The sequence below is a fragment of the Streptomyces sp. NPDC048825 genome (assembly GCF_043198355.1).
Lineage (GTDB): Bacteria > Actinomycetota > Actinomycetes > Streptomycetales > Streptomycetaceae > Streptomyces > Streptomyces xiangluensis.
The window spans coordinates 246042-259205 of the sequence record NZ_JBICUR010000011.1 but is presented as its reverse complement, the minus strand read 5'-3'; the positions used below and the strand labels follow the sequence as shown (position 1 = coordinate 259205).

General features: G+C 68.1%; 9 protein-coding genes. 1 reads left to right on the top strand and 8 read right to left on the bottom strand.

Going from position 1 to position 13164, the window contains the following annotated elements; all coding sequences use genetic code 11:
* Positions 1–117 precede the first annotated feature (117 nt).
* The 5 genes from ACGFNK_RS26465 to ACGFNK_RS26445 form a co-directional block, all read right to left on the bottom strand.
* Positions 118–1044: an anti-sigma factor family protein gene (locus ACGFNK_RS26465; protein ID WP_393419792.1), complete on the bottom strand. Its 927-nt coding sequence runs from the start codon at positions 1042–1044 to the stop codon at positions 118–120.
* Entirely contained in the window at positions 1041–1757 is a 717-nt protein-coding gene (sigM, locus tag ACGFNK_RS26460; protein ID WP_393419790.1) for an RNA polymerase sigma factor SigM, read from the bottom strand. Before sigM ends, ACGFNK_RS26465 begins: the two co-directional genes overlap by 4 nt.
* Before the next feature lie 25 nt (positions 1758–1782).
* Positions 1783–3501 carry a protein kinase family protein gene (locus tag ACGFNK_RS26455; protein WP_393419788.1) on the bottom strand — a complete coding sequence of 573 codons (1719 nt, stop codon included), beginning with the start codon at positions 3499–3501 and terminating at the stop codon, positions 1783–1785.
* A 119-nt stretch (positions 3502–3620) separates the two neighbouring features.
* Positions 3621–5864 (bottom strand): murein biosynthesis integral membrane protein MurJ, encoded by a 2244-nt coding sequence (gene murJ, locus ACGFNK_RS26450; protein WP_393419786.1) that lies wholly within the window; start codon positions 5862–5864, stop codon positions 3621–3623.
* A gap of 46 nt (positions 5865–5910) precedes the next feature.
* Complete coding sequence (locus tag ACGFNK_RS26445) at positions 5911–8307, bottom strand: DUF6049 family protein (RefSeq protein ID WP_393419784.1); 2397 nt, start codon at positions 8305–8307, stop codon at positions 5911–5913.
* A 233-nt stretch (positions 8308–8540) separates the two neighbouring features.
* Between ACGFNK_RS26445 and ACGFNK_RS26440 the strand changes: the two genes are divergently transcribed.
* Positions 8541–10007 (top strand): CCA tRNA nucleotidyltransferase, encoded by a 1467-nt coding sequence (locus ACGFNK_RS26440; protein ID WP_393419782.1) that lies wholly within the window; start codon positions 8541–8543, stop codon positions 10005–10007.
* Between the two features lie 116 nt (positions 10008–10123).
* Here the strand turns inward: ACGFNK_RS26440 and ACGFNK_RS26435 are convergent, their stop codons facing one another.
* From ACGFNK_RS26435 to ACGFNK_RS26425, 3 genes are all read right to left on the bottom strand, one after another.
* On the bottom strand, positions 10124–10618 hold the full coding sequence (locus tag ACGFNK_RS26435) for a hypothetical protein (RefSeq protein ID WP_388674939.1): 495 nt from the start codon (positions 10616–10618) through the stop codon (positions 10124–10126).
* Positions 10619–10717: 99 nt separating this feature from the next.
* Positions 10718–11998 carry an MFS transporter gene (locus tag ACGFNK_RS26430; protein ID WP_393419780.1) on the bottom strand — a complete coding sequence of 427 codons (1281 nt, stop codon included), beginning with the start codon at positions 11996–11998 and terminating at the stop codon, positions 10718–10720.
* Positions 11999–12073: 75 nt separating this feature from the next.
* Positions 12074–13156 (bottom strand): inositol-3-phosphate synthase, encoded by a 1083-nt coding sequence (locus ACGFNK_RS26425; protein WP_393419778.1) that lies wholly within the window; start codon positions 13154–13156, stop codon positions 12074–12076.
* Between the last annotated feature and the right edge of the window lie 8 nt (positions 13157–13164).

The window sequence follows — 13164 nt, the reverse complement described above, 5'->3', positions numbered from 1 at the left end:
CTTCTCACCCCACCCAACGGATCCTACGGGGCGTGCATTCCCGACTGTGTCCGGGCACACGGCGACGCGTGACCGCACGGCGACAGCACGGATGCCATGGACCGGAGTGGAGGTCCCTCAGCGTCGCTCGTAGGACTGTCGCAGCAGCACCTTGCCGGCCGAGTCCGGAGACTTGGCCACGCAGGCGGAGTCGACGACATAGGCCGTGACCCGGGTGGCGCTGGAGGCGTCAGGCAGCACCACGAGATAGACGTTGGTGCCTTTGTAGGTGCCTGTCTTGTAGGCGAGAGCGGCTTCGTTACGACCGATGCCCTGCTGGATGCACGGGGGCACCGTGACTTTGGGTTCCTTCAGAGTGCTCGGCTCGTCGGGATCGGACGCGGAGCCCCAGGGTGACTGGTCCTTGCTATTGCCGCTGTCTTCGCCTTCGTTCGGGGCGAGGAGATCCGCGACCTGGCTCTCCAGCTTCCCCTCGGTGAAGGTGTTCGCGGACTGGGCGCGCTCCTGCTCTGGAGTGGTGCCCGGGGTCTCGTCGCCCATCGACTGAAGAAGCAGGCCACCCAGCCCGAGCGCGGCAGCCGTGAACATGGCGCCGAGGACGACGGCGCCGCGACGGCCCCGGCGCGTGCGCTTCGTACGACCCGGTCCGGTGGCGGCGCGAGGGCGTCCTGCGGGGCGGTCGGCCACAGGCGATGTTTCACGTGAAACACGCGCGCCGTCGCTCTCGCCTGCCATGAGACGGGAGGCCCTCACGGGCTCCTGTGCGTCCACGGCATCGGCGTCCGGCTCCGTGGCATTCAGCAGTGCCTCCGCGGCGAGAGCAGCATCGATGCGCTCCGCGACGTCGGCAGGCATACGCGAGGGGCCCGGCAACGTGCCGAGCATGCCGCGGATCTCTTCCAGCGATGCGTACACGTCGGCACAGAGCGCGCAGTCGTCGAGGTGCCGACGCACATCTGCCGTACGGGAGGGCGGGAGCAGACCTTCGGTGAGGTCGGAGATCTCCGTGACTTCTGGGTGCCCGGCCGTGTCGGTCGATGTCACGCTCGCCCACCTCCGCCCTTCACAGCAGTTGGATCGCTTGGCCCTGCATCGTGTACTCCCGCTGCGGGTGGGACGGACGTCCCCTGCGTGCGGTTCCGTCCCTCGCCCGACTTCTTGCTGTCCTCGCCACTTCTGGCGTCCGTACGCAGGTGTCTGAGCAGGGGGAGGAGTCTGGCTCTGCCACGTGCGCAACGGCTCTTGACCGTGCCGGTCGGCACGTCGAGTACGCGGGCGGCCTCCGCCACGGGGTAGCCCTGCATGTCCACCAGGACGAGGGCGGCCCGCTGATCGGGCGGCAGGGTGCCGAGAGCTTCGAGGAGCTCGCGGTGCAGATCGTTGCGCTCGGCCGGCGCGGACGCCGACTCGTGCGGCTCCAGGAGTTGCTCAAGACGTTCCGTGTCGTCGACGGGAGACGTCTTCCGCGAGGCCGCCTTGCGTGCGCGGTCGAGGCAGGCGTTCACCGTGATGCGGTGCAGCCACGTCGTGACGGCCGACTGGCCACGGAAGGTGTGGGCGGCACGATAGGCGGAGACGAGAGCGTCCTGGACCGCGTCAGCGGCCTCCTCGCGGTCTCCCAGAGTCCGCAGGGCCACCGCCCAGAGCCGGTCGCGGTGGCGCCGCACAAGCTCACCGAAGGCCTCCTGGTCACCCTCTACATGGCGGGCAAGGAGGTCCTGATCGCTTGTTCCGGCGTATACGGCGTCGTCCGCCATCGGACCCTCCCCCCTCGGTGAGCTGTCAGCCCGTGAACTTTACGTCGGTGATCGCCTGCTTGTATCCGGCCTGGCTGTAACCGTCGGCCGGTGCCTGCGGCAACGCGGTGAGCCACACGAGTACGTACCGGCTCTTCACCGGCTTGTCGATCGTCACCTTCGCGTCGGTGTCGCTTGTCTTCACCGTTCCCAGCTTCTGCATCGAACTCAGCGATGTCGAGGAACTCATCGAGTCCGTGGCGTACAGAGTGATCGTGGTGTGGTCACCGGCGTACCGAAGCCCCATCGAGGCGGCCGAAATCTCCTGTTCCGAACCGAGGTCGTACACGATGCCGACACCAGGCTTGATGACCATCTCCGGACCGTCCAGGAAGCTCTTGGTCCGCCAGTAAGTCGAGCCTTTGCCGTCGTACGTGTTGGCCACGTCCTCGGGCGCCTGAGCGTCGCCCTTGGCGATGTACTCCTGAGCACCCTCAATGGCGATCGGCTTGCTGACCGGTTTCTTCGCGCCCTTGTCGCTGTCGTCCGTCGGCTGCGTCTTGTTGGTGTCGTCGGACTTCCCACGCTCCATCAGGGCGTCCGCCAGCTGCCAACTGCCAAGGCCCAGCGCGGCGATGAGCAATGCGGACACGGCCCACTTGAGGGCCTTGCCGGTACGGCTCTGCAACGGGGGCGGCGGGGTCGGCACCGGCTGCGTGGCCCCGGGCCCCGGTGTCTGACGCCCGTAGGAACCTTGCTGGTACGTGGTGCGCTGGTAGTCCGGCGGCCCGGCGAACGTGGGCTCCGGCGGGCGGATGCGCGGCATCTCGCCGATCGCCTTCACCAGCTCCTCCGGCGTCGTGCACGGCGGTTCCTGGCGGGACGCCGTCGCTCCATCGTTGACGAGCGCGCGCATCGAGAGTTCCGCCAGTCCGCGGTGCACCCCGGCGCGCACCTGGTCGGGCGCGATGAGCCCAACGCCCTTCGGCAGCCCGGAGAGGCCGTACGCGTCGTTCTCGTACGGCCAGCGCTGAGTGAGGGCGGCGTACAGGAGCGCGCCGATCCCCTCCGTGTCGGTGCGCTGCGGTGTGTCAGAGCTGATGCCGCGCAGCGCGGCATTCACGGCGAGCCCGCGGATGCGCCACTGGCCGGACGAGGAACGCAGCACCGCGCCCGGGGTCAGTCGCAGATGCGCCAGTCCCTCGCGGTGCGCGGCCGCCATCGCCTGGGAGACCTGACTGACCATCTGATACGCGTCGTGCACGTCCAGCGGGCCGGCGGCCAGAAGCGTCGTCAGCTCTGTGGAGTCAGGAAGCCACTCCTGCACCACATAGACCAGGTCGTTCTCCTCGACCGCGTCCAGCACTTGGACGAAGCGGGGATCGCCCAGGAGCGCAGCGGAACGGGCCGCCGCCAGGACGGAGCGCGCCCGCGGATGATCGGCGGGCAGCAGGTGCACGCCGACGGCGCGACGCAGCTTCTCGTCCACGGCACGCCAACTACTGAAACCGTCCAGACGGGTGACGCACTCTTCGAGCCGGTAGCGTCTGGCGAGCTTGTGGCCGCTGTGCAACTCGGGCGGTGAGGTCCTGCCGGGGCTCTCGTCCCCGCCGCTCCCCTGTGCCTCTTCGCTCTCCGAGCTTTTCGTGTCCCGCTCCCGGTTCTGGGCCACCCCGTCGGCCGTGGACTGGTCCGCCTTGGCGGTCAGCGGCTCATCACCGCTGTTGTCTGCCACGTCGACGGCAGCCGTGCTCCGTTCCGCCACCGTCGTTCCTGCCTCCCCATCTCCATTGCCCGCTGTCCGACGCCAAAGCCAATTGTGCCCACAGTCCGCCGCTATGCACGACACGCGGTCCCGGACGATGGTTGTGCGCGTACTCCGCCTCAGCGCCCGAGGCGCCCCCGCACCATGCCGACCATTCCGTTCAGTTCCTCGATGCGCATACGCCGAGCCGCGACGAAGAAGATGCCGAGCAGGGCGATGCCCCCGCCAAGGAGGGCGGCCAGGGAGCCAAGGACGCCCTGCCCCAGCCCCTGGGTGATTCCGTAACAGGCCGCTGCCGCTAGCAACGCCGCCGGTACCGAGGCGATGCCGAGACGGGCGTACGTACGCAGGACGCGAGCTCCGTCCAGGTCGCCGCCCAGCCGCTTGCGCAGCCGCTGCCAGGCCACGCCCACGCCGATCGCGTACGCGAGACCGTAGGAGGCGGCCATGCCAGCCACCGCCCAGAGGGGTGGCAGAAGGATGTAGCAGAGTGCCGAGGCGCCCGCGTTGACGGCGGCCACAATGACCGTGTTGTAGAAGGGAGTCCGGGTGTCCTCGTACGCGTAGAAGGCGCGCAGCACGACGTACTGCACGGAGTACGGGATGAGGCCGAGCCCGAAGGCCATCAGCATGTAACCCATCTTCGTGGCCGCGTCGATGCCGGAGGAGCCGAAGATCAGTGTGCACATCGGGATGCCGAGTGCGACGAAGCCGAAAGCGATCGGCACGATCGCGACGGCCGTGGTGCGCAGGCCCTGGGAGATGTCGTCGCGGACGGCGCCCGCATCGTCCTCCGCGGCCGAGCGCGAGAGTCTCGGCAAGAGGGCAGCCATCAGCGAGACGGTGATGATGGCCTGCGGGAGACCCCAGATGAGCTGGGCGTTGGCGTAGGCGCTGAAGCCGGTACCGCCGGTCCCAGTTTCCGTGACCGCCGCGGTTGCCAGCTGGGTGACGACGACGGCGCCCGCCTGGTTCGCGAGGACGAACAGAATCGTCCACTTGGCGAGCATCGCGGCCTTGCCGAGGCCGTGACCCTTCCAGTCGAAGCGCAGCCGCAGCCGGAACCCGGTCTCGCGCAGGTACGGGATCATCGCGAGGGCCTGGACGACAAGGCCGAGCAGGACACCGACACCGAGCAGCCGCTGGCCCTCCGGCGGGATGTTCCCAACGGCCATCCCGGAGTTCGCCGAAGTGCCGTACACCCAGAGGAACATGCCGAGCGTCACGATGATGACGATGTTGTTGAGGACCGGAGTCCACATCATCGCGCCGAAGCTGCCGCGGGCATTGAGGATCTGGCCCATCACCACGTGGATGCCCATGAAGAAGATCGTTGGCAGGAAGTACTGGCTGAAGGTGATGGCGACCTCGTTGGCCGCGGCGTCATTGGCGACCGGCGTCGACAGCATGCGGACCAGGAGTGGTGCGGCGAACACCGCGAGCAGGGTCAGCGCGCCGAGCGCCACCATGACAAGGGTCAACAGACGGTTCGCATAGGCCTCACCGCCGTCGTCGTCCTCCTTCATGGCGCGCACCAGCTGCGGTACGAAGACGGAGTTGAGGCCGCCTCCCACCGTCAGGATGTAGATCATCGTCGGCAGCTGGTATGCGACCTGGAAGGTGTCGCCCAGGAGGGCAGTACCCAGCGCGGCGACGATCAGCGCGGACCGGATGAAGCCGGTCAGGCGGGACACCATCGTGCCCGCCGCCATGACCGCGCTCGACTTCAGCAGACTCGACGCGCGGCCCCCGGACTTCTTCGGTGCGGGCGTGGGCGCCGATGCGGGCGCAGGCGGCGGAGACTGAGGGGCCGCGGGAGCCGGCTCGGGCGTGGGGGACGGCACACCAGGCGGGGCAGGCACACCGGGCGGACCCGCAGGAGGGTACGTGCCGCCCTGCTGCTGGTCACGGAAGAGATACGCGAAGGCATCCGGCTCGTGGCGTTCCTCGCCCGCCTGTGTCACCAGGTCGTCCACGCCCACGAACTGGGTCGTACGGGCGTCGTCACCGTAGGGCAGATGCTGCGTCAGGCCTTCCGGTTCGGGCGCCGGGGTCTGCGCCCACACACGTGGATCGGGAGCGTACGGCGACTGCGGCGGCTGGGCGTAGAGCTGCTGCGGCGGGTATGTGCCCGGCGGTGGCGGGGGATGCGCGGCGCGGTCGTACAGCGCCTCACCGACCGGGTCCTGGGCGGCGAGATCTCGAACCCCGTAGGGATCCTGTCCGTAGGTGTCCTGAAGGTACATGTCGGCGGGAGGCTGTGGCGGCACCTGGCCGGGCTCCGGCGGCCCCTGCGGCGGGTCGTCGGGGTAGCCGGAGCCACCCGCGCCCTGACCGCGGTCACCGTCGTACGGCGCGTTCATGGTTACCCCACCTCATCGTCCCCGGGCCCACCGGCCACGACATCGCTCAACGGTCCACTCTCTCACCCGTGCCGGACGGGTCGGTGCTTTCCGGTGCGGTGTCCGGTGAAGGGTCACTCGGCTGCTCCGGGTCGTCTGCCCTCGATTCCACTGGCGACGCCAAACCCGATTCCGCTTCGGACGCCGTCCCCGACTCCGAGCGGAACTCTTTCTCGCGACCATCCTCGGCGTCGTCCTCAAGGCCGTCGTCCAGCCCTTCCTCCGCCTGCCGGGCAACCGCGCGCTTGCGCTGGGTGTACATCCGGAATCCGGCGAGTACGAGCAGCAGGACACCGCCGGCGATGACAAGCATCACTGTGGGGGTGATCTCGGTGACGTTCACGTCGAACGTGATGGACCGGCCGTACGGCTGGCCGTCCTCCGTGAAGAGCTGGGCAGTCACCGCGTACTGGCCGTTGGCCCGGCCGTTGGCGGTGAACTTCACCGACTGGCTGTGCCCGCCCGACACCTCCACCCGCTGTTCCCTGTAGGCACGATCACCGATGCGCAGGCGCGTCGGCTTCTCCGACGTCAGGCGCAGCACCAGATGGTCGACGCCCTGGACAAGGTTGTTCTGCACAGTGATCGGAATCGTGGCGCTGCGGCCCGACAGCTTCGCCTCCGACTTCTTGATCAGTGCAACCTGCTTGGTGAGATCGTCGATATACGTCTCCACACCGCTGCGGTACACGACCTCGTCGGCTTCGTGGCCGCGCCAGGACGTGGACATCACCCGGTTGAGGGCCCGCCCGAACGGGGTGACCACGCGGGACTCGTCGGTGAGGATCACCCGGAACTTGTCGAGCTTCTTCTGCGTGCTCTCGATCTGCTCGAAGGTTTCCGGCGGCAGCTCCTGCTTGCGCAGCGAGGAAGGGTACGCCGAGGGGACCCGCGTGGTGGCGCCGGGGTCGGGCTTGGCTTCGGTGGCCGCGGACAGGTCCGCCGACTGCGACCAGTTCCCGCTCTGGAGAGCTGTGAGCGCCTGCGCCATCGTCTGGGCCTGGCTGGCGGACGGCATGCGCTGGGGGGCAACCACGATGCTGCGCTGCTTCCCCGGCTGCTGAAGAGCGATCATCAAGGTCTGGGCCAGGAATTCCTGCACGGCGAGCGTGGAGTTGTCGGCCACCGCCATGTCGCCCTGGAACGCCGTCGACAGGCGGGCGTCCGCGACCACCGCCGTGGTCCCGCCGCCGATGGGGCGGGCAGCACTGGGCGTGTACGACAGGCCGCCGGTCTCGTCCAGGCTGTCACTGCGGGAGATCACCGTGTCGGCGCCGGCGGAGGTGGCGACCTTGACGATCGACGGGTCGATCGCGCCGTTCGCAGGCCAGGCGTAGTCCGTGCTCGGCGTCACATGGAGGATCGATTCCACCGTGGTGGCGGCCACCTCCGTGGCGTCCTTGAGATGGCTCAGCGACCCGGTGACCTTCGTGCCCCTGTGGGCCAGCGACGCCAGATCCGGGTCGGCGAAGGGGAGGGCGACGACCTCCTTGCCCTGGACTGCCTTCTCCAGCTCGGCGAGCCATTGCTTGGCGACCGCCTGGTGGGTCCCCGGCGTGGTGGTTTCGGCACTGGTCTGGATCTCGTAGCCGCTCGTCATCGCGACCACAGAGGCCAGGAGGTCCGGATCGATCACCCATGTGACGTCCAGCTCTTTGCCGAGAGTGAGGAGCTGCTGCAGTCGGCCGCCGGGCGCGAGCTCCGCGGCGAGGTCGTCGTCCTGGAAGACAGGCGTCTGCTGCTCGTTCGAACCCGTCTCGGCCGTCACATGGGGGGTGGAGATCAGGGGCCAGAGGTACGTCGTCCTGGTCTTCGTCTCCGCCGCTTCCGGCTGCCACGGCAGGAAGGTCCGCTCGATCCCGAGAATCCGCTCGTACGGCTGGGCGGCAGTCTCCCCGGTGAGCGTGACCCCGAGCTGGTAGACGCCATCAGCGCCGAGGTCCAGCTCGTCTACGGGGACGGAAATACTGAAGCTCTGCGGGACACCCGGCGCCAGCTTGGCGAAATCCTGCACGTACGAGCCGCCGACTTCGGCGCCCGCCTCCGGGTTGTTCTTCGCGGCCGTGTCGATCGACGAGCGGCCGTTCATCGTCGGTCCTACGCGCAGACCGACCTGGGCGTCCGTGACCGACTGCTTGCCCTTGTTGGTGATTCGGCCGGAGACGGTGAGCGTGTCCCCGTCCGAGGGGACGGTGGGGCTGAGCGAGTTCAGGGAGACGTCAACCGTCTTGGAGCCGGTGGCCTCGGCCACAGCGGTGCGCTCGGCGGCATCCGCGGAGGGCGAGGCGGGCAGCTGGAGAAGGCCGGCCAGCAGAGGCGCTCCGGCGAGCAGTACTCCGGTGCGCCGAAGCCACCGGCGGGCAGGTGAGGCACTCGTCCCCTGGAAGTCTGCCGCCTCGGCCACGCGCTCGCCCGTCCCTCGTCGTCGTCAGTGGTCGTCGGAATGTGCGTCCACGCATGGTAACGATGCGCGCTGAGGGGAAGTGCCGCGGTCCGCCCCACAAGATCGGGGGGCCAGGCCGGGCTGTCGCCTATGTGCACGTATTGAGGGAGGCGCCCCACCAGGTACGGGGGAAGCACTTGTGCACGCGTAATGGGGGCGCTCGCCGTCGCCCGCGCCACGTACCCTTTTCTGTTGTGCCGAACGCCAACGAAGACAATCCCAATGCCCTGAGCCAGGTGCAGCACCGCGCCGTGAGCGAACTACTGCGGGTGTCCCCCGTCGCCGACGATCTCGCCCGCCGTTTCCAGGAGGCCGGATTCTCCCTCGCCCTGGTCGGCGGCTCGGTCCGGGACGCCCTTCTGGGCAGGCTCGGAAACGACCTGGACTTCACGACGGACGCCCGCCCCGAGGACGTACTGAAGATCGTGCGGCCCTGGGCGGACGCCGTGTGGGAGGTTGGGATCGCCTTCGGGACGGTAGGGGCGCAGAAGGAGGCCCGTGTCGAGGACGCAGTTCAGCGCTTCGACATCGAGGTGACGACGTACCGCTCGGAGGCGTACGACCGGACCTCACGCAAGCCCGAGGTGTCGTACGGCGACTCGATCGAGGAAGACCTCGTACGCCGCGATTTCACGGTCAACGCGATGGCCGTGGCGCTGCCGGAGAAGGAGTTCATCGACCCGCACGACGGGCTGCGGGACCTGGCGCAGCGCGTGCTGCGTACCCCGGGCACTCCCGAGGCGTCCTTCTCCGACGATCCACTGCGGATGATGAGGGCCGCCCGCTTCGCGGCGCAGCTCGACTTCGAGGTGGCATCGGACGTCGTCGCCGCGATGAAGGCCATGGCCGAACGAATCGAGATCGTCTCCGCCGAGCGTGTCCGGGACGAGCTGAACAAGCTGATCCTCTCCGCGTACCCGCGCAAGGGGCTGACGCTGCTCGTCGACACCGGACTCGCCGCGCATGTGCTGCCCGAGTTGCCCGCGCTGCGTCTGGAGCGTGACGAGCACCACCGGCACAAGGACGTCTACGACCACTCGCTCATCGTGCTGGAGCAGGCGATCGAGTTGGAGGAGGACGGTCCGGACCTCACCCTCCGACTTGCTGCGCTGCTGCACGACATCGGAAAGCCGCGCACGCGCCGCTTCGAGAAGGACGGTCGGGTCTCGTTCCACCATCACGAGGTGGTGGGCGCCAAAATGACCAAGAAGCGCATGACGGCCCTCAAGTACTCCAATGATCTTGTGAAGGACGTCTCGCGACTGGTCGAGTTGCACCTGCGCTTCCACGGCTACGGCACCGGTGAGTGGACGGACTCGGCGGTCCGCCGCTACGTACGGGACGCTGGCCCGCTCCTCGACCGCCTCCATAAGCTGACCCGCTCCGACTGCACCACGCGCAACAAGCGCAAGGCCGCCGCGCTCTCCCGTGCGTACGACGGTCTGGAGGAGCGCATCGCCCAACTCCAGGAGCAGGAGGAGCTGGACGCCATCCGGCCCGACCTCGATGGCAACCAGATCATGGAGGTCCTCGGTGTCGGGCCTGGCCCAGTCATCGGCCAGGCGTACAAGTTCCTGCTGGAGCTGCGCCTGGAGAACGGGCCGATGGAGCACGATGCGGCGGTGTCGGCACTCAAGGAGTGGTGGGCCGCGCAGAGCTGAGTCGTGAAACGGGCGATGTTTCACGTGAAACATGACCTGGCACCGACTGGATCCGGATACGCCGAGGGCCGTTGTTTCACGTGAAACAACGGCCCTCGGCGTATCCGGATGAGTTTCTACTTGGCGGAGTACTCCGACAGGCAGAGCGTGAAGTCGCTGCTGCCACCGGTCTCGGTGTACTCGGCGTACTTGGTGCGGTCGCAGCCGGAGTCGTCGGTCTTCTTCTGCTCGACCTTGTACGCGGCCTTGGAGTCGCCGCAGTCCACGACCTCGAGCTCCGGGTTGGTGGTGCTGTCCGGGTTGCCGATGCTCATGCAGTCGCCGACCTTGGCGGCTTGCGCGTCGTCTCGGCTAGCCACCCAGCCGATGCCCGCGGCGATGAGGGCAGCCACGACGATCGCGATGCGCAGGTAGAACTTGAAGCCGCGCTTCTGCTGCTGGGGCGGGACCGGGGCGTACGGCGCGTTCGGCTGCTGCGGGTAGCCGGGCTGGCCCGGGAACTGAGGCTGGCCCTGAGGTGTCGTCTGGCCCTGGGCGAACGGGTTCTGGCCCTGAGGCGGCTGCCCCTGAGCGTATGGGTTCTGCCCCTGGGGCGGCGGCGGAGTGGTCACTTGAGGGTCCCCCTATGACGTAGGAGCGCATGGCGCGAAATAAGACCTACGTAAACTATCGGCCCCACTGGCAACTCGATGTTCCAGAGACGCTCTGTGTCACTGATGTGACACTCGTCGCCGCTCAAATCGGGCCATAGACGCAGCAACTGCCGCGTAGATAACGGCCACCGTGACCACCAGCGGGACTGAGCGGCCGTCAGGGGGCAGCATCAGGGCGGCCACCGCGGCGGCGCCCACGAAGGCGACGTTGAACAGCACGTCGTACACGGAGAAGATCCGGCCGCGGAAGCCGTCGTCGACGGACGACTGGACCACGGTGTCGGTGGCGATTTTCGCGCCCTGGGTGGTGAGGCCGAGGACGAAGGCCGAGATCAGAACGGGCACTTCGGTGAACGACAGACCGAGCGTGGGTTCCAGGACCGCGGCGGATCCGGCGCAGACGACGATCCAGCCGCCCGGCCCGAGTTTCCCGGCTGCCGTCGGAGTCACCACCGCCGCCGCGAAGAAGCCCGCCCCTGAGATCCCCACGGCCAGCCCCAGCAGAGCAAGACCGTCCTCCCCGGAGCCGGACGACCATGCGTACCGACAGAGCATCAGCACCATGACCGTCAGTGCGCCGAAACAGAACCGCATCAGCGTCATCGCGGTCAACGCCCAGGCCGCCTCGCGGCGTGCGGGCTCGGCCAGATGGCGTACGCCGGCCGCCAGGCCACGTGCTGTACCCGCCAGGGCCGCCTTCAGATGCGGCTGCACCAACTCCTGGCCGGGACCCAGCAGTTCCCGCGCCATACGCAGCGAGGCGAGCGCCGCGCACAGATAGAGCGCCGCTCCGACGAGGACGACCGCGGCATCGGAGTCCGAGATGACGAGACGTACGACGAAGGCGATGCCGCCGCCCGCGGTCGCGGCGAGCGTCCCGGCCGTGGGCGACAGGGAGTTGGCCATCACCAGGCGCTCGGAGTCGACGACACGCGGTAGCGCGGCGGACAGACCTGCCAGGACGAAGCGGTTGACCGCGGTGACGCTCAGTGCGGAGACGTAGAAGAGCCAGTCCGGGACGCTGCTCACGATCAGCACGGCCGTCAGAGAGGCCAGCAGCGCCCGCAGGAGGTTCCCGTACAGAAAGACCTGCCGCCGTCGCCAGCGGTCCAGCAGCACCCCCGCGAAGGGGCCGACGAGCGAATACGGGAGGAGGAGTACCGCCATCGCCGAGGCGATCGCGGCCGCCGAGGTCTGCCGCTCCGGAGAGAAGACGACGTACGTGGCGAGCGCGACCTGGTAGACACCGTCGGCGCCCTGGGACAGCAGCCGTACGGCGAGCAGGCGCCGGAAGTTCCGGAAGCGCAGGAGTACGCGCAGGTCACGTACGACAGCCATGGGGCACAGCCTCACATACGAGGAGGGTCCCCGGGCGCACTACCCGGAGACCCTCAACATCGCTGAGCGAAGCTCTTAGCGCTCGACCTCGCCGCTGATGAACTTCTCGACGTTCTCGCGGGCCTCGTCGTCGTAGTACTGGACCGGCGGGGACTTCATGAAGTAGCTCGATGCCGAGAGGATCGGGCCGCCGATGCCACGGTCCTTGGCGATCTTCGCGGCGCGCAGGGCGTCGATGATGACACCCGCGGAGTTCGGGGAGTCCCAGACCTCGAGCTTGTACTCCAGGTTCAGCGGGACGTCACCGAAGGCGCGGCCCTCGAGACGGACGTACGCCCACTTGCGGTCGTCCAGCCAGGCCACGTAGTCGGACGGGCCGATGTGGACGTTGTCCGCACCCATGTCGCGGTCGCGGATCTGGGAGGTGACGGCCTGGGTCTTGGAGATCTTCTTCGACTCCAGGCGGTCACGCTCGAGCATGTTCTTGAAGTCCATGTTGCCGCCGACGTTCAGCTGCATCGTGCGGTCCAGGATCGCACCCCGGTCCTCGAACAGCTTTGCCATCACGCGGTGCGTGATCGTGGCGCCGACCTGCGACTTGATGTCGTCACCGACGATCGGGACACCGGCCTCGGTGAACTTGTCCGCCCACTCCTTGGTGCCCGCGATGAAGACCGGAAGGGCGTTGACGAAGGCGACCTTGGCGTCGATGGCGCACTGGGCGTAGAACTTCGCAGCATCCTCGGACCCCACCGGCAGGTAGCAGACGAGGACGTCGACCTGCTTGTCCTTGAGGACCTGGACGACGTCGACCGGGGCCTCGGCGGACTCCTCGATGGTCTCGCGGTAGTACTTGCCGAGCCCGTCCAGAGTGTGGCCGCGCTGCACGGGCACACCGGAGTTCGGGACGTCGCAGATCTTGATGGTGTTGTTCTCGCTGGCACCGATGGCGTCCGCGAGGTCGAGGCCGACCTTCTTCGAGTCGACGTCGAAGGCAGCCACGAACTCGATGTCACTGACGTGGTAGTCGCCGAACTGGACGTGCATCAGACCCGGGACCTTGGCGGCCGGGTCGGCGTCCTTGTAGTACTCGACGCCCTGGACCAGCGAGGCGGCGCAGTTGCCCACGCCGACGATGGCTACGCGAACCGAACCCATTCCGGTTG

Excerpts from the sequence above, each read along its gene's own strand:
- sigM (WP_393419790.1), bottom strand. The coding sequence starts at position 1,757 with ATGGCGGACGACGCCGTATACGCCGGAACAAGCGATCAGGACCTCCTT.
- murJ (WP_393419786.1), bottom strand. The coding sequence starts at position 5,864 with ATGAACGCGCCGTACGACGGTGACCGCGGTCAGGGCGCGGGTGGCTCC.
- ACGFNK_RS26430 (WP_393419780.1), bottom strand. The coding sequence starts at position 11,998 with ATGGCTGTCGTACGTGACCTGCGCGTACTCCTGCGCTTCCGGAACTTC.
- ACGFNK_RS26425 (WP_393419778.1), bottom strand. The coding sequence starts at position 13,156 with ATGGGTTCGGTTCGCGTAGCCATCGTCGGCGTGGGCAACTGCGCCGCC.